The organism is Paenibacillus sp. FSL H8-0259 (genome assembly GCF_037963255.1).
Taxonomy (GTDB): Bacteria; Bacillota; Bacilli; order Paenibacillales; family Paenibacillaceae; genus Paenibacillus_AQ; species Paenibacillus_AQ phytohabitans.
This window is the reverse complement of sequence record NZ_CP150147.1, coordinates 6,844,617-6,859,882: the sequence shown is the minus strand read 5'-3', so window position 1 is coordinate 6,859,882 and position 15,266 is coordinate 6,844,617. Positions and strand designations below refer to the sequence as shown.

15 protein-coding genes are annotated in these 15,266 nt (G+C 55.1%); 8 read left to right on the top strand and 7 right to left on the bottom strand.

What is annotated here, in order from left to right:
* The first annotated feature begins 128 nt into the window (after nucleotides 1-128).
* The gene (locus NSU01_RS29330) at nucleotides 129-869 is read left to right on the top strand and encodes an NADPH-dependent oxidoreductase (protein ID WP_305954228.1); all 741 of its coding nucleotides are present in this window, start codon (nucleotides 129-131) and stop codon (nucleotides 867-869) included.
* Between the two features lie 122 nt (nucleotides 870-991).
* On the opposite strand, the gene NSU01_RS29325 is transcribed toward NSU01_RS29330, so the two are convergent.
* Both NSU01_RS29325 and NSU01_RS29320 read right to left on the bottom strand, forming a co-directional pair.
* Entirely contained in the window at nucleotides 992-1,801 is an 810-nt protein-coding gene (locus tag NSU01_RS29325) for a histidinol-phosphatase (RefSeq protein WP_042139783.1), read from the bottom strand.
* A gap of 59 nt (nucleotides 1,802-1,860) precedes the next feature.
* Complete coding sequence (locus NSU01_RS29320) at nucleotides 1,861-2,763, bottom strand: LysR family transcriptional regulator (protein WP_042139782.1); 903 nt, start codon at nucleotides 2,761-2,763, stop codon at nucleotides 1,861-1,863.
* A gap of 398 nt (nucleotides 2,764-3,161) precedes the next feature.
* Between NSU01_RS29320 and NSU01_RS29315 the strand changes: the two genes are divergently transcribed.
* The 5 genes from NSU01_RS29315 (at nucleotide 3,162) to NSU01_RS29295 (ending at nucleotide 8,039) form a co-directional block, all read left to right on the top strand.
* A complete protein-coding gene (locus tag NSU01_RS29315; protein ID WP_039306920.1) occupies nucleotides 3,162-3,617 on the top strand; it encodes a chemotaxis protein CheX in 456 nt (151 codons plus the stop codon).
* Nucleotides 3,618-3,645: 28 nt separating this feature from the next.
* Nucleotides 3,646-4,422 (top strand): SDR family oxidoreductase, encoded by a 777-nt coding sequence (locus tag NSU01_RS29310; RefSeq protein ID WP_076247519.1) that lies wholly within the window; start codon nucleotides 3,646-3,648, stop codon nucleotides 4,420-4,422.
* A gap of 164 nt (nucleotides 4,423-4,586) precedes the next feature.
* Complete coding sequence (locus NSU01_RS29305) at nucleotides 4,587-6,074, top strand: DEAD/DEAH box helicase (RefSeq protein WP_042139778.1); 1,488 nt, start codon at nucleotides 4,587-4,589, stop codon at nucleotides 6,072-6,074.
* Nucleotides 6,071-6,817 (top strand): ABC transporter ATP-binding protein, encoded by a 747-nt coding sequence (locus tag NSU01_RS29300; RefSeq protein WP_042139777.1) that lies wholly within the window; start codon nucleotides 6,071-6,073, stop codon nucleotides 6,815-6,817. Before NSU01_RS29305 ends, NSU01_RS29300 begins: the two co-directional genes overlap by 4 nt.
* A 1-nt stretch (nucleotide 6,818) precedes the next feature.
* The gene (locus NSU01_RS29295; RefSeq protein WP_076247521.1) at nucleotides 6,819-8,039 is read left to right on the top strand and encodes an ABC transporter permease; all 1,221 of its coding nucleotides are present in this window, start codon (nucleotides 6,819-6,821) and stop codon (nucleotides 8,037-8,039) included.
* A 279-nt stretch (nucleotides 8,040-8,318) separates the two neighbouring features.
* Here the strand turns inward: NSU01_RS29295 and NSU01_RS29290 are convergent, their stop codons facing one another.
* The 3 genes from NSU01_RS29290 to NSU01_RS29280 form a co-directional block, all read right to left on the bottom strand.
* Nucleotides 8,319-8,435: a YjcZ family sporulation protein gene (locus NSU01_RS29290; protein ID WP_209994562.1), complete on the bottom strand. Its 117-nt coding sequence runs from the start codon at nucleotides 8,433-8,435 to the stop codon at nucleotides 8,319-8,321.
* A gap of 153 nt (nucleotides 8,436-8,588) precedes the next feature.
* Nucleotides 8,589-9,890 carry an aminotransferase class I/II-fold pyridoxal phosphate-dependent enzyme gene (locus NSU01_RS29285; protein ID WP_042141612.1) on the bottom strand — a complete coding sequence of 434 codons (1,302 nt, stop codon included), beginning with the start codon at nucleotides 9,888-9,890 and terminating at the stop codon, nucleotides 8,589-8,591.
* A gap of 99 nt (nucleotides 9,891-9,989) precedes the next feature.
* Entirely contained in the window at nucleotides 9,990-10,532 is a 543-nt protein-coding gene (locus NSU01_RS29280) for a hypothetical protein (protein WP_076247523.1), read from the bottom strand.
* A 212-nt stretch (nucleotides 10,533-10,744) separates the two neighbouring features.
* Between NSU01_RS29280 and NSU01_RS29275 the strand changes: the two genes are divergently transcribed.
* Nucleotides 10,745-11,530, top strand: a complete 786-nt coding sequence (locus NSU01_RS29275; protein ID WP_039306903.1) for an AraC family transcriptional regulator — start codon at nucleotides 10,745-10,747, stop codon at nucleotides 11,528-11,530.
* Nucleotides 11,531-11,861: 331 nt separating this feature from the next.
* Entirely contained in the window at nucleotides 11,862-12,611 is a 750-nt protein-coding gene (gene gpmA, locus NSU01_RS29270; RefSeq protein WP_042139774.1) for a 2,3-diphosphoglycerate-dependent phosphoglycerate mutase, read from the top strand.
* A 549-nt stretch (nucleotides 12,612-13,160) separates the two neighbouring features.
* Here gpmA and asd read toward each other — a convergent pair.
* Nucleotides 13,161-13,952 (bottom strand): archaetidylserine decarboxylase, encoded by a 792-nt coding sequence (gene asd / locus NSU01_RS29265; RefSeq protein ID WP_042141610.1) that lies wholly within the window; start codon nucleotides 13,950-13,952, stop codon nucleotides 13,161-13,163.
* Between the two features lie 91 nt (nucleotides 13,953-14,043).
* Entirely contained in the window at nucleotides 14,044-15,141 is a 1,098-nt protein-coding gene (locus NSU01_RS29260) for a YheC/YheD family protein (protein ID WP_076247526.1), read from the bottom strand.
* Nucleotides 15,142-15,266 lie beyond the last annotated feature (125 nt).

The window sequence follows — 15,266 nt, the reverse complement described above, 5'->3', positions numbered from 1 at the left end:
ATTTTTTTGTGGCGTGCCGTATGCCGATTCCGGTTTCACCGCATTCTGCTGGCGGTAGCCGGAGTCATTAGGCTATGATGGATATATCGAAACAGCATTTGGCGAGGAGGACATAACTCTTGAACGAAGTGATTAGACTACTTACGAACCACCGCTCTTTCCGGCAATATACAAGGCAGGCGGTAGAACCAGAGAAGCTGAAGACCATAATTGAGGCAGCCCAGGCCGCACCATCCTGGGTGAACGGCCAGCAGGTATCGGTCATTGCGGTACGCAGCGAAGAACGGAAGCGGCAGCTGTCGGTATTGAGCGGGAACCAGAAGCATGTGGCCGAAGCGCCGGTATTTCTGGTGTTCTGCATGGACTTTCACCGGGCCCGGCTGGCGGCAGAGCTGGAAGACCAGCCGTTTGAAGCGGCAGGAGATGTGGATGCGCTGCTGGTCGGTGCAACCGATGTCGGCATCGCTTTAGCGAATGCGGTGGCTGCTGCGGAGTCGCTGGGACTGGGGATTATCCCGATCGGCGGCGTGCGCCGCCGCACAGCGGAAGTGATTGAGCTGCTGCAGCTGCCCGAATATGTATTCCCGGTGGCCGGCCTGTGTATTGGCTATCCGGGTGAAGAGCTGCCGAAGAAGCCGCGCCTGCCTATGGCGGCTGTGTATCATGAAGAAACATATAACCCTGATCAGAAAGCCCTGATCCAAGAGTACAATGAGACCCACCGCGAGTCACTTAGGGCTCAAGGGCTGACCGAGAGGGATTGGAGCAGTACAATTGCCCGCTTCTATGCCCTGAATCCGCAGTACGGCGACGCCGGGCGGACGCTGAAGCAGCAGGGCTTCACCTGCGATAATCTGAATAAGGAATAACCATAGCAAAAATGCACCGCAGCGGTAACGGCGGACGATGGCAAGCATCGTCAACAGCCGGACCGCATGCGGTGCATTTATTTTGTCCAGCAGAGAATTAAGCCGTCTCCGTTATCCTACAGCTATAGTCCTACTGTAATCTTCTCGCGCCGTTTGTAGTAGACCCAGTGCTTAAATCCGATCTCCTTAAGCCGCGCGGCAACGTTATTGCGCTGATCAGCCACCCGGGAAGGCTTATGGGCATCGGAGCCGAAGCTGACCTCCACGCCGAAATGCAGCGCCCGCTCCAGAATCTCATCCGACGGATACCAGCCGCCGCACAGCTTGGTGCCGCCCGAGGTGTTGATCTCGATGGCCAGCCCGCATTCGCTGATTGCGCTTAAGGCTTCATCAATCTCCCGGGGAGCGGAGATTTCCGAGAACTGGGGATAGTTGCCCTTCATCGCATCAATGTGTCCGAGGATCTGAAACATGCCGCTGCGCGCGGATTCGGCAATCAGCCGGTAATACTCCGCTTTGGCTGCCAGCTTCTGCTTTGGACCCAGACCCTTCCAGCGGCTTTTATTAAAGATGCTGTTGCCGTCCACGCTGTGCACCGAACCGATCACATAGTCAAACGGATAGGCGGCCAGCGTCTTCCGGTACAGCTCCGCATGCTCGGGGAAATAGTCGGACTCAATGCCGAGCAGGACATCAATGCGGCCTTCGTACTCCTTTTGCAGAGCCAGTACTTCCTCTACGTAGTGGACAAGCTCCGATTTGGCCATCGCGATACGCGGAAAAGCCTGCTCGGACGGACTTCCGAAATAGGGCGTGTGATCGGAAATTCCGATTACATCAAGACCCGCGGTTATTCCGGCTTCAATATAATCCCTGATGCTTCCGTCAGCATGACCGCAGCGGAAATGATGGGTATGCAGGTCGAAATTCATAGAGGTAACATCTCCTTAGGCCAAGGTGGCAGAATAGGTTGCAGGTTGCTGATCATTAGTTACTCTGAGCCGATGAACTGGGTTTCGGGCATTCCCTTAAGATCGCTCAGAAACTGCCTCATGGCCGAATTGACGTACTTCCCGGATTTGGTGATGACGCCTACAGGGTGGGTGACCTCAAGCTCAATGATCGGGACGATTTTGAGCGTGCCGCTTCGGACCTCGGCGGTTACAGACTGTTTGGAAATAACGGCTGCCCCGAGATCCAGCTCCACCATCCGTTTCACCTCTTCGCTGCTGGTCAGCTCCATGATGACCTGGGGCTGGATGCCGTGTTTGGCGAGTACTTCATCGGCGAATCTCCGTCCGACGGTGTCCGGGGACAGCAGGATGAGCGGTGTTTTGCCAAGTGCCTCAATACCGGCCGATTTGACCTGGGCCAGAGGATGGCGGGGCGAGACGACCAGTTCAAAGGTATCATAATACAGGACGGAAGTTGTCATTCCGGGACTGCGTCCGATCAGATAGCCGATGCCGACATCGACGAGACCGTTCTCGACATGCTGATAGATTTGTGAAGAGGACATGGACGAGATCGAGGTTTTGATATGCGGGAACTGGTCCTGGAAATAGGACAGAATCCGCGGCAGAATCTGAATGGCAATGGAGGTGGTCGTGCCGAGAATAATATGCCCCTGGGGATTCTCTTCGAGATCCGCAAGACGCTGCTTAAGCTCTTCAACGATACCTACAATCTGCTCCGCATGCGTGAGGAATACCTGGCCCCGGTCTGTCAGGGTTACAGGCTGATTCCGGTCCACAAGCTGGGTTTTGAATTCTTCTTCGAGACTTTTGATCTGTGCTGAAACCGCCGGCTGGGTCAAATTGAGTAGTTCTCCCGCCTTGCGGAAGCTCATGGTTTTGGAAATGGTAATCAGTGTTTCAAGCTGGCTGATATTCATGGACTGCCCCCTAATGGCTACCGGATTGGTGCCGCCGTATATTGGTATCGTTGTGGGAAAGTGACTTCTTTCCAGAGGACGTTTGCGCCGTTAACAGCTTGATGGGCCAGGGTCTGCATGCTGCGGATTGTCTGCCAGGAATGAGGGGGAAATACGCAGTGAATGCTGCACCCGGAGGGAAATGCGCCGCAAATCTTACGTTCAGTGTTGGCATTTGATTAAATTATAGGAGATTACACCCGGCAGGGCAATGTCGCCGTCCAAACTATCTTGTGAATTCATTCGACAAGACCATTAATTTTTGATGAATAATGCCGATATATGAAGTATAATAAATCATTATTGCTTAGGACTTTTGGTATATGACTAAAGCCTGGTCGAGGGGGGACAGCACTTTCATGAAAGCAGAAGTAATCAATCCGTTTCTAGAGTCTGCACGAATTGTAATTGAACAGGTGATACAAGTCTCGCCGTCTACCGGTATTCTGGGTATTAAGGACATTGAACTGATCGATAATCATATATGGATTCAAGTGGGAATGACAGGTCAGCTCAGCGGGAATATTATCTTCGGAATCGCCGAGCACGTGGCGCTTAAGATGGTTTCGGCCATGATGGGCGGCTATGTGATTACGGAAATGGACGAGATGGGCCAGAGTGCCATTTCGGAGCTTGGCAACATGATCAGCGGCAATGCCAGTACTATTCTCTCCAATCAAGGGGTTTCGGTAGACATTACACCGCCGAAGTTAATGAAGACAGAGAGCATGTCCATCCTTCCGCGCAGAGCGCTGAGTATCCCGCTTATGATGGAAGGCATCGGGGAGCTTGATATTCAGGTTATGATCTCTTAGGCGGATATTCGGGAGCTGAACACATTCCATGGCATTACAAGGCAAGGTTGTTGTTATTACAGGAGCTTCGAGCGGCATCGGTGCGCTTACGGCACAGATGATCAGCCAGCGTGGGGCCGTTCCCATTCTGCTGGCCCGTTCGGAAGACAAGCTGAAAGAAACCGCGGCCGGGATACCGGGCGTTTTTGGACTGTTCGTCTGTGATGTGACCGATGAGGCGGCAGTGGAGCGTACCTTCGCGGAGATTCTTGAACAGTACGGCAGAATCGACATTCTTCTCAATAATGCCGGTTATGGCAAATTTGCGGCTTTTACGGAGATGGAGTCCGGCGAATTCGATGCCATGATGGACGTGAACTATATGGGGATTGTCCGCTGCACCAAGGCGGTAGTGCCTCATATGCTGGAGCGCGGCAGCGGTCAGATCGTGAATGTGGCCTCTATGGCCGGCAAAATCGGCACAGCCCGCGCAGTTGCCTATACGGCTACGAAACATGCTGTTCTCGGCTTCACCAATGCGCTCCGCCAGGAGCTCCGCAAGAGCGGAATTATTGTCTCGGCCGTGAACCCCGGACCCATCGCCACCGAATTCTTCAAGACCGCCGATCCTTCAGGCAATTATGAGAAAAGCGTGAGCCGGATCATGATGACTCCGCAGCATGTGTCTGCGAAGATCGTGAAGCTGATGGACAAAGGCAAGGAAGAAGTGGATCTGCCCGGTCTGGCAGCCTTCGGGATTCGTCTATACGGCTTGTTTCCGCGGCTGGCGGATAAGCTGACCTATAACGCAATGAACAGAAAATGATTGCTCAGCTATGAAGCAAACGGCTTGTCCCCTTTTGCATGCAGGATGGAATTACATATATAAAATATGGCGTAGATTGGAACTTATGGCCTTCCATTTGGTGGAGAGGCCTTTTTGGCATATAATGAACATATTATCTTAAGCGAAAAGGATGAATTACTATTATGAATAAAGCTTCTTTTGCAGCTATCGGCATTCAGGAAGACCTCGTTGCCCGATTGTCTGAATTCGGCATCACCGAACCATCCCCTGTACAGGAGCAGACGATCCCGCTTCTGCTGGAAGGAAGAGATGTTCTGGCCGCATCCCAGACAGGGACAGGCAAAACTCTGGCCTACCTGCTGCCGCTGCTGCAAGGGATCAATCCGGACCAGAAGTCGGTGCAGAAACTGGTGCTGGCACCAACCCAGGAGCTGGCGATGCAGATTCTCCGCGAAGCAGAGCGCTACGGAGCACACCGGGGCATCCGGGCGATGGGGCTGATCGGCGGGGCGGCGATCAAACGCCAGATTGACAAGCTGCGCGAGCATCCCCAGCTGGTTGTAGGTACACCGGGACGCGTGCGGGAGCTGATCGGGCTGCGCAAGCTGAAGATGCATGAGGTGACGACGATTATTCTCGATGAGGCGGACCAGATGTTCCAGCTCAGCGGCGCGGGCGAAGTGACGAAGATCGTCAGCAGCGCGCTGCGCACACGCCAGTTGGTTATGCTGTCCGCGACCATCGGACCGGAAACCAAGCTCTTGGCCAACAAGGAAATGAAGAACATCGCAGAGGTGGGCATTGATCCCGGGATGATGACGGCCCAGAGTCTTGAACATCACTACGTGGTATCCGAGGAGCGGAACAAGGTGGATATGCTGCGCCGGGTGATCCGCCACTACAAGCCCGAGCGGGCGATTGTGTTCGTGAATGCCACCGACGATATTGCTGAGGTAACCGCGAAGCTGAATCATCTGGGACTACCTGCCGCAGCGCTGTACGGCGATGCCGACAAGGTTACGCGCGCAAACGTGCTGGCCCGCTTCCGTGACGGCAAGCTCAAGGTGCTGGTCGCCAGCGACGTGGCGGCCAGAGGCCTGGACATCGAGAATCTGACACTGGTCGTCAGCTTCGATCCGGCCTTTGATTCCGAGCACTATGTCCACCGTGCCGGACGCACGGGGCGCATGGGCAAACGCGGCTTGTCCGTAACGATTGTTACGGAGCAGCAGACGTTCATCATGCGCAAATTCGCCCGCGAGCTGGATATCCAGCTGGACGAGCGGGAAATGGCCTTTGGCAAGGCGCTGACGGAGGGCGAGCGCAGTGAATTCCGCGGCGGCGGCGCAGGTGCAGCCCGCCGCGAAGGCACTGCCCCGCGCGGTGGCGAAGCCGGGCCGCGCACCGGCAAGCCGCAGGTGCGGACCTCGGCGGCTGGAACAGCCGGAGGGACGGGCGGCGAAGCTCCGGCAGGGCAGCCGGGCGCAGCTGGTGCTGGGGCTGGTACGGTGCGGCGTGAGCAGCACCGGCCGGGGATTGCCGCGAGCACGCGCAGCGCGGCATCACCCGCAGGCAAGGCACGCAGCAATGCGGAGCGGGACAAGAACCGCAAGAACAAGGGAGCCCCGAAGTGGCTCAAGAACAAAACCCCGAGAGGTGACGGCCAATGAACACAGCTCCCGTATTGCAAATTACGGGCTTAAGCGGAGGATACAGCCTGAACAAGCCGGTGCTGCATGATATCGGCCTGCAGGTTCAGCCCGGTGAAATGGTCGGGCTTATCGGTTTGAACGGCGCAGGCAAAAGTACAACCATGAAGCATATTCTAGGACTCATGTCTCCGCATAAAGGTGAGATTACCGTGCAGGGCAAGACGCGCAGCAGCGATCCCGAGAGCTACCACAGCGCGCTTTCCTTCGTTCCGGAGTCCCCCCTCCTCTATGAGGAGATGACCGTCCGCGAGCATGTTGAATTTACGGCCAGAGCTTACGGGGTGGAGCGCAGCGATTATGAATCGCGCACCAGCCAGCTGGCCGCACTCTTTAATATGGAGGACAAGATGGATACGCTGTCGTCCCATCTGTCCAAAGGCATGAAGCAGAAGGTGATGATTATGTGTGCGTTCGTAGCACGCCCGGCACTGTATGTGATTGACGAGCCGTTCCTCGGCCTCGATCCGCTCGGCATCCGCTCGCTGCTGGATTTCATGCTGGACCTGAAGAAGTCCGGGGCGTCCATTCTGCTGAGTTCGCATATCCTTTCCACCATCGAGAACTACTGCGACCGGTTCATTGTGCTGCACCGTGGAATGGTAATTGCGGAGGGAACACTCGCCGAGATGACCGCGAAGGCCGGGCTGCAGGGCTTGAACTTGGAGCAGCTGTTCTACGAACTGGTTCAGGGAGGGAAATGATATGGATTTGAAGGAGCTGCGCCGGCAGCGGCGCAGCCGATTTACAGGAAGCCTGATCCCCTATATGGGGTATATCATCCAGAGCGGGGTAGCAATGGTGTTCCTGCTGGTGCTAATCATCTTCTCCGCCTGGTACACTTCCCTGCTGCGCGATATCCCGGCAGGTATTCCCATCCGTTGGATTATGCTCGTCCTGCTGGTGCCGGCGGCGGTGCACAGCAGCTTCCGGACCTATCTGCAGACTCCGGATACGATCTTCCTGCTGCCGCAGGGCCACCGGATGAAGGAGTACTTCGCCCCTTCCTGGGTCAGCGGGAATGTGTGGAAGATCCTGCGGCTGGCTTTTGTCCTCATTACCTTATGGCCGCTGTACATACGCACGGATGAATCCCATAAGGGGCTGCTGGCCACGCTCCTGGTCCTGATCCTGGTGAAGCTGCTCGCCAGCTTCGGGTTATGGCGGGAGACCGCTATGCTCTCCCGGCCGGCTGCCATAGGCTACAACCTGCTGCGCTGGGCAGTGGGCATCCTGATGGTTGCGGCCTGGGTATGGCAGCCGCCGGTCCGTGCGCTGATCTTCATCGTAATTCTGGCCGCAGCCTACGCGGCAGCGCTGGCCGTACCTGGCCGGCACTCTGTTCCGTGGGAACGCCTGATTACGATGGAGAAGAATCAGGGGACCCGGGCGCTTATGGTCCTCGGCTGGTTCGTTGATGTCCCCGGACGTGAGCAGCGGGTCTATGCCCGGCGCTACCTGTCCCGGTGGGGCGGCGGCATAACCTGGCAGCGGAATTCCGCCTACCGCTTTCTCCTGACCAAAAGCTTCGCCAGAGGCGATATCTTCGGAATCGTTCTGCGGATTGCCGTATTGGACCTGTTCCTGGTCTGGATGAATCAGGACAGCTACACCGGCAGCGGCATTTATATCTTCTTCCTCTTCCTGATGGGGATTCAGCTGACGGCGCTGCGCAAGCTGCACAGCGAGTCGTTCTGGCTGACCGTGTATCCGCTGCCGGAAGGCAGCAAGAGCAAGGGAACCATCCAGTTTGTATTCCGGGCGCATCTGGTGCTGGCTCTGCTGACCGGACTGCCTCTTCTGCTTCAGGCGGGAGCGCGTCCGCTGCCGGTTCTGGGAACATTGGCGTGCGGAGCGCTGCTGGCCTATCTGTTCAAGGCCTACTCCACCCGCAAGGAAGCCCGGACGGATGAGGATGACTTGTAGAACAGACTCTTTTAGCAACAAAAATGTGCACATGAAAAATGACCTCATACTCTGCTGACGCGGAGCGTGAGGCCATTTTTATATAGAGGGAGTTGCCCTCTTAATTTCAAAATATAAGAATTTATATGTTTCACACGATAACTTATCCTTCTATTTCTCGCTGAAACAACACCGTCCCTTAAAAGGACGGCAAAGCCGTTTCTACTTGGGTGGAACAGGGAATGCTGCAACACGGGGAGCGGAGAGAGCGCTGGGCTCCCTCCAGGGACTTATTCCCGGTTAGACAAAGAGTGAACGGCTGATGATAACCAGCAGGATAAAGAGAACCAGAATTGCGCCTGTGCTTGTGAATGCACCGTGTCCGTATCCGTATCCGCCTCTAACTTCTTCGCTCATGTTCATTCCCCTTTCGCGTTTGAGTTGTTGTACTTGAGTACATCGTATTGTATGTGCGGAGGGAAGAACGTGTATAGGCCAATGCCATAGGGCAGGGCAAAAAAAGTCAGCCCCGGAAATCCGGAGCTGACTTACGTGTGCAGAGGCTGGGAATCAGGCTTTCTCCAAATCGCGGATGCCTGCATAGACCAGATCGAACAGATCCTCAAGCTGATCCTCTTCGATGCAGGAGAAGGCAATGCGCAGATCTGTTTCGCCAAGGGCGATGGTGCCCAGCCCGTAATTGTGGATCAGATGGAGCCGTAAGGCTTCAGCCGGCACGGTGAGCAGCTTCAGGCACATGAAGTACCCGGAGTTGAACGGATAATAAGTCCATACGTCATCGCCGTATTTGCCGCTGTCCAGCAGCGCCTTCACTTTGTTGGCCCGGCCTTTCATGATCTGGAACTTCTCTTCCTTCTGGGCGGCGAATTCCGGCGCCTTCAGCGCATCCAGTACAAAGGTCTGGGACGGATGCGCTCCGCTGGAGATGGTGGCCCGGATAATACCGAGTGTTTTTTGCTCCAGAGCAGCCAGCAGCTCTTTGTTCTCGGAAGCATAGGTAATGAAGCCGACGCGGAAGCCCCAGACAAATTCTTCTTTAGTAGCTCCGTCGATCTTAATTGCCAAGACACGGGGATGCAGATTCGCGAGCTTGCCAAACAGCGATTCCTTCAGTGAATCCTCGAAAAAGAGTCCGAAATAAGCATCATCGCTGACGACTACGACATTAACGCCTTCTTCAGCGGCACGCAGGATTGCGGCAACGATGGCTTCGCCTTCTTTAATGCCTGGTGTATACCCTGTCGGGTTATTAGGGAAATTGAGCAGGACGATGGCTTTGCCGCGGTCCTTCTGGGCCAGCAGCGCATCCAGCAGTCCTTCGCTGTTGAAGCTCATATCTTCGGTGAACAGCGGATAGTTAACGGTCTCGGTCAGACGGCGGATGCCGAAGGTCAGCTCGTAGTTCTCCCAGTTTTTGTCCGGATAGATGACGGCATCCCCTTGTTCTGCGAACAAGTCGGCAACTATGCTAAGCCCGTGTGTCAGGGCGTTCGTAACGACAGGATTGCTGAAGGATTTGCCTTCAAGCGACGGATTCTCACGCAGCATCTTCTCCCGCCATACCGTACGCAGCTCCGGCTTGCCTGCAGGAGGCGCGTAGCCGTACAGGTCTTTGGGGCTGTAGGCGGAGAGTTTATCCTGGATCACACCAAGGTGCATCGGCATTCCGTTCTCGGTAGCAATACCGATGGTAGCATTATACTTCTTGGCATGAGCCGTCGCTTCTGCAGACTGGCTCAGGATTCCCTCTTTGGGGAAATAGATTGCTTTGCCGAGATTAGAGAGCATATCGTACACATGTTCATTGCCTGCCTTGATGCTGTCATTCAATTGTCCAGCCAGTGGATTCATCAGTTTCATCCTTCCGGTATTCTTCTGGGATATATACGCTAACATTGCCTAACATTATATCACCGTGAATTGCCGCCGTCACTGAGGAATGCCGCGTTTTCACAAATACTTTTGGAATAAGCCGGGCGGCTCCTCCCAGATCTGGACTTCGACGTAACGCTCAGGGCCAGAGTCTCCTGTTGCGTTCCATTTCTGCGGCAGACCGTATTCGCGGACCACCTCAAGGATCTCTTTCAGTGTGTAGACCTGCTCACGGTAAGGTTTGCCGTCCGCATAGCGCATGGTGGGAAATAAATCGCCGTAGGTGAAGCTGATCGTCTCAGGGTTAAAGGCCGCAACCGGGATATTCAGCTCCATCCCCTTCGGATACCACTGCTGCAGCCAGGGGCATCGCCCCAAAGTCATGTAATGCGGATGCCGGCGGACCGGCTTGCCTCCTTTGGCGATAAATTGCTCTCTCGCCCTCTGTTCAAGCCTGCGGCGGATCTGCAGATAATCGGCGGAACGCTGGCTGGCAAAGCCCTTACTCTGCTCCCGGATATCCTGCAGCACCGTCTCCGCTGATTGAGGCGAAAGGTCAGACAGATTCCGGAAGGGGCCGGTGGATTCATCATAATAGTGAAAGAGATAGTGGTAGTCCATATACTTCCCGCCGATCTATAGTAGGATGATTCCTATATTTTAACAGATAGTTTGTTGATAGGAACAGTCCTGCGGGTAGGGGAAGATGTACAAAAGGGAACCGGACAAGGTATTATGAAAAGTAAGCTTACGCATTCGAAGCGGGTGTTACTGCCAGTTATTTCGAAGGAATACAGGGAAGGCATGCCCACAAAACTTTAGGAGGGACCAATATGCTGCATGCATCGCCATCCTCTTTTGTAATCCTCCCGGCCCTGGCGAAGATCGTCTGTGAACCGGGCTGGAAGTGGCAAAAAAGAGAGAAGCCGCTGCAAAATTATGATTTGTTCTATGTCTGGAGCGGGGAAGGAACCGTTGTGCGCAGCGGGGTGCCCTATCAGGTGGGGAAGGGAAGCTGCTTCCTGTTCCGCCCGGGAGATCACACCAGTGCTACACATAATCCGCAGAAACCGCTTGTGCTTACATATATTCATTTCGATGTCGCTGAAGAGGTGACGGAGATCCCTGCGCCTTATCACGAACTGACGGAGACCGTGGAGTTCGAGCATCTGCTGGCCCGTTACGTCCGCCTGTTCCTGGTGCAGACCTACGCTGCAGAGGAAGAAGGCCGCCTGATCCTGAAGCAGCTGATGATTCATCTGCTGCGGCAGGACCAGGTCGTGCCAATTGAGCGCCATGTCAGCAACCAGCTGGCTGAGGTGATCCACGAGGTGGCTAACTATGTCAGCCAGCATCCAGGGGCTGCGCACCGGGTAGAGGACCTGGCCGCACGGGCTGGGCTGTCGCCGCGTTACTTCTCGATCAAGTTCAAAGAGATCACCGGCTCCTCGGTTCAGTCCTATGTGATCCGCACCCGGATTGAACGGGCCCAGCATCTCTTGCTGTACGCCGGCATGAACGTGACTGAGGTAGCGGATGCACTGGGCTACCGTGACATCTTCTTCTTCAGCCGCCAGTTCAAGCAGCATACCGGCAAAAGCCCGTCGGAAATACGCTGACGGCCAGCGCGCCCGAATCCGGCTGGACGGCCCGGTGACCCGGGAGCACAGCGAAACAGTATGGAAGCCCTTCTCTTCCAGGCGGGAGAAGGCCAGTCCTGCCGGATTACCGGCAGGGCTTTTTGGGGAATAGATAATATAGACCTCTGACGGAACGGCGCGCCCATTCAAGGCGGGGCCGTTTCTTCTATTACAATGGCTGCTGGGAAGCCGGGGACGTAAAGTTGAAGAGAGCACCTGTCTGTGACAGAATATAAGAATGATCCGCATAAGAACTGAGAAGCTGCCGCTAAGAGCAGCTGAATAAACACACGGGAGAAGGAGAGAACTTATGTACGAAATAGTACTGATACGGCATGGAGAGAGTGAATACAACCGGCAGAACCTGTTTACGGGCTGGAGTGATCCCGATCTGACGGAGAAGGGTGTGGAAGAGGCGAAGAAAGCAGGCAAGCTGCTGAAGGATGCGGGATACACGTTCGATCTTGCCTTCGCCTCGGTGCTGAAGCGTTCAATTAAGACACTAAACTATGTGCTGGATGAGATGGATCTGCTGTGGATTCCCGTGCAGAAATCGTGGAAGCTGAATGAGCGCCATTACGGAGCGCTGCAGGGCCTCAGCAAAAGTGAAACCGCACTGAAATACGGCGAGGAGCAGCTCCATATCTGGCGGCGCAGCCTCTCGGTCCGGCCTCCGATGCTGGAGCCGGATGATCCGCGTTATGCCAGAAATGATATCCGCTACAAGGAAGTGCGTCCCGGCGATATTCCGCGCGGCGAGAGCCTGGAGGATACCGTGCACCGGGTTGGCGATTTCTGGGGCAACCGGATTGTGCCGCTGATCCGCAAGAAGGAACGCGTCCTGATCTCGGCGCATGGCAATACGCTGCGGGCCCTGATCAAATACATGGAGGATATTGATGAGACGGCGCTGCTGGATCTCAATATTCCAACCGGCGTCCCGCTGGTCTACAAGCTGGATGATGATGTGAAGCCGATCAGCCGCTTCTATCTCGGCGAGCCGGAAGAGGTACAGGAGAAAGCGCGCGAGGTGGCTAATCAGAGTAAGGTTACGGAGTAACTCGGGTAATTAGAGGGATAAATCCCTTTGATTACGCTGGAAATGGGCTAGGCGAGGGAATTAGAGGGATAAATCCCTTTGATTACGCTGGAAATGGGCTAGGCGAGGGATTGTATGCGAAAAACCGAGTACAATGCACCAACGATAGGGCAGACGAGCCGAATGTAAGCGAAAAACCGAATACAATGCACCAAAGATAGGGTAGACGCGCCGAATGGATGCGAAAAACCGAATACATTGCACCAAAGACAGGGCAAACGAGGCGAATGTATGCGAAAAACCGAGTACAATGCGCCAGCGATTGGGTAGATGAGCCGAAGGTAAGCCGGGTATACTGATGCTCAGAGAGCGAAGCAGGTAAGGAACACCTTTATACGGTAAAATTATAGCAGAAGTAAACGGTCCGGACTTTTGCGAAGCGCTTCTTCAGCAATAACAAAGCCTCGCCCAAGATACACTCACGTGTCCTTGGGCGGGGCTTTGTCTGTTCAGAAAGCTCTACTTGGTTTCATCTTAGCTGTTTCATTCAAGCCGGACTCTGCCCGGCAGCTAAGTAGCCCGCTGCATCTCACCCAGCAGCTCGCCCATCTTCACCTTCGTGTCCACGGTAAGCCCGTGGCGCGGGGTGAAGGTGCCGCTCTCCAGCAGAAGAACTACGGTAGAGCCGAACTCGAAATAGGCCAGATCGTCGCCTATTTGCCATTCAGTAGCGGATTCATCAGTGTAGCGGATACTGCTCACATTCATTGCGCCTACCTTGACCACGGCGGTTTCGCCATAGCTGCCGGCTATATAAGTAATCAGCCGTTCGTTGCGGCTCAGGACACTCTTCATATGCCGCATGCCGAAATCATTCACGGGATAAGCCCGCCCGCGGATATAATCGCTCTCCCGCAGCTGTCCGGTTAACGGGGAATGAATCCGGTGATAATCGGTGGGGCTCAGGTAGAGGACGAAATAATAGCCTTTTTTATACAATTCGAGGTGTGGTGAATGATTAAGCAAATCCTCCAGCGTATAATCCTGACCCTTCACATTCATTATTGTTCCGCAGTTAATGTCGCCCATTGCCGTAATCATGGCATCCACAGGACTTGCCACAGCCTGTTCACCGCTTGCCACCGGCCGCATTCCCGGCTTCAGGCGTCTGCTGAAGAATTCATTAAGTGTACGGTATTCTCCGGCAGTCTTCTCCGCCTCGGCGGCAGGAATATGATAGGAACGAATAAATACCGGAATCATAAAGCGGCTGAGTCTGCTATGGGAAAAAGCGCCCATTACCCGGGAAAGCCATCTGTGTGAGGATAGCTCGGTCATCAGCCGCAGCAATTGTTTAACCATGCCCATCTCCCTTCCATCATGCAGCAGCAAGGTCCCGGTAGCCAAGGACCTCACCCGCTCTGCATTATATTGACATAGAATAGAAGACAAATCAATAAGAGTTATGCCGTGCAGCCTCTTCATACAGATATCTGGCATAGCCCATTGGGCGGCGGTAGCTTTCTTTCCAGATGAGGCCGAGCCCGGCTTTCTTGAAGCCGTAACGCTGGTCGCGCCCGTTGCATTCGATGAAATATAAGCGTCCGCTCCCCGTAACGCCGATGTCCAGACCGATATCGGCAAGGCCTGGGAGGCTCTGCTCCAGCTCACGGGCAATGGCGAGACTGAGGGAGAGGACAGACATGCGGATCCGCGAGGCCGCTTCGCCGGGGAAAGCCTTCTCCAGAGCGAAGGATGAACTCAGCGCTTCGCCCCCCCGGGCGATGTTGGACACGAAGCCGCCCGGTGGCGCCAGCTTGGCGAACATGCCGGTTACCTGCCAGTCTCCGCCCCAGCCGCGCTGTACAGTAATGCGCAGATCAAAGGGGCGGCCGTTTATCTCAGCCAGTGGTATCCGCTCCTGCACCAGGTACGGTACCGAAGAGAGTCTGGCGCGGAGTGCCCGGGGGATGGCGCCCTGATTCACCGGCACACTGTACCAGCGTCTTGAGCCGTTAGGAGAGTAGCTCCATTTCCACCGCCCGGCCCCGCTGATCCTTGTAAGACGCATAACCCCGTTGCCTACACTTCCCCGGCAAGGCTTGAGAATGAGATCCGGATATCTCTCCATCATTTCCTTCAGGCCGGACATTCCGGCGGATGTGACTGGCAGAACCGTCTGCAGTTCCTGGTTTTGCTCCAGCAGGCCGTGAATCTGATCCTTGCCGTAGCGGTTGCATGTATTGTATACCTGAATACCCTGCCGGAGCAGCCGCTGGACGCCGCTGCTGCCCGGGTCATAGATCGCCCGGTTATGGATGACCTCCGGCGTCGGGATGACTTGACTCCGGTATCCGTGCGGACCCTTTATATATGCCCTGCTGAAGCCGGTCTGCGTATCGATGCCGGACAGCTTCAGAAAGCAAGGGGTTAATCCGTATGCGGCGGCGGCCTCCTCGTAGTTGGCCAGAGATTCCTGTCCGGTTTTTAACCGGGGAACGCCCCCGTGCACAGCGGCATTTAGCAGTATCCCAACGAGCTTTTGCCCCATGTTCGTTCCTCCCGTTATCTTGAAGTAGCTTCCCGGCTGATTTTTCGTCTCCTGTCATTGTATGTGTGTACGTGCCCGTCAGGGTTGGACGGATGCGCGGCGGCAGATGCCCTTTTTTGAGAGGC

Excerpts from the sequence above, each read along its gene's own strand:
- NSU01_RS29325 (WP_042139783.1), bottom strand. The coding sequence starts at position 1,801 with ATGAATTTCGACCTGCATACCCATCATTTCCGCTGCGGTCATGCTGAC.
- NSU01_RS29320 (WP_042139782.1), bottom strand. The coding sequence starts at position 2,763 with ATGAATATCAGCCAGCTTGAAACACTGATTACCATTTCCAAAACCATG.
- NSU01_RS29315 (WP_039306920.1), top strand. The coding sequence starts at position 3,162 with ATGAAAGCAGAAGTAATCAATCCGTTTCTAGAGTCTGCACGAATTGTA.
- NSU01_RS29310 (WP_076247519.1), top strand. The coding sequence starts at position 3,646 with ATGGCATTACAAGGCAAGGTTGTTGTTATTACAGGAGCTTCGAGCGGC.
- NSU01_RS29305 (WP_042139778.1), top strand. The coding sequence starts at position 4,587 with ATGAATAAAGCTTCTTTTGCAGCTATCGGCATTCAGGAAGACCTCGTT.
- NSU01_RS29300 (WP_042139777.1), top strand. The coding sequence starts at position 6,071 with ATGAACACAGCTCCCGTATTGCAAATTACGGGCTTAAGCGGAGGATAC.
- NSU01_RS29295 (WP_076247521.1), top strand. The coding sequence starts at position 6,819 with ATGGATTTGAAGGAGCTGCGCCGGCAGCGGCGCAGCCGATTTACAGGA.
- NSU01_RS29290 (WP_209994562.1), bottom strand. The coding sequence starts at position 8,435 with ATGAGCGAAGAAGTTAGAGGCGGATACGGATACGGACACGGTGCATTC.
- NSU01_RS29285 (WP_042141612.1), bottom strand. The coding sequence starts at position 9,890 with ATGAATCCACTGGCTGGACAATTGAATGACAGCATCAAGGCAGGCAAT.
- NSU01_RS29280 (WP_076247523.1), bottom strand. The coding sequence starts at position 10,532 with ATGGACTACCACTATCTCTTTCACTATTATGATGAATCCACCGGCCCC.
- NSU01_RS29275 (WP_039306903.1), top strand. The coding sequence starts at position 10,745 with ATGCTGCATGCATCGCCATCCTCTTTTGTAATCCTCCCGGCCCTGGCG.
- gpmA (WP_042139774.1), top strand. The coding sequence starts at position 11,862 with ATGTACGAAATAGTACTGATACGGCATGGAGAGAGTGAATACAACCGG.
- asd (WP_042141610.1), bottom strand. The coding sequence starts at position 13,952 with ATGGTTAAACAATTGCTGCGGCTGATGACCGAGCTATCCTCACACAGA.
- NSU01_RS29260 (WP_076247526.1), bottom strand. The coding sequence starts at position 15,141 with ATGGGGCAAAAGCTCGTTGGGATACTGCTAAATGCCGCTGTGCACGGG.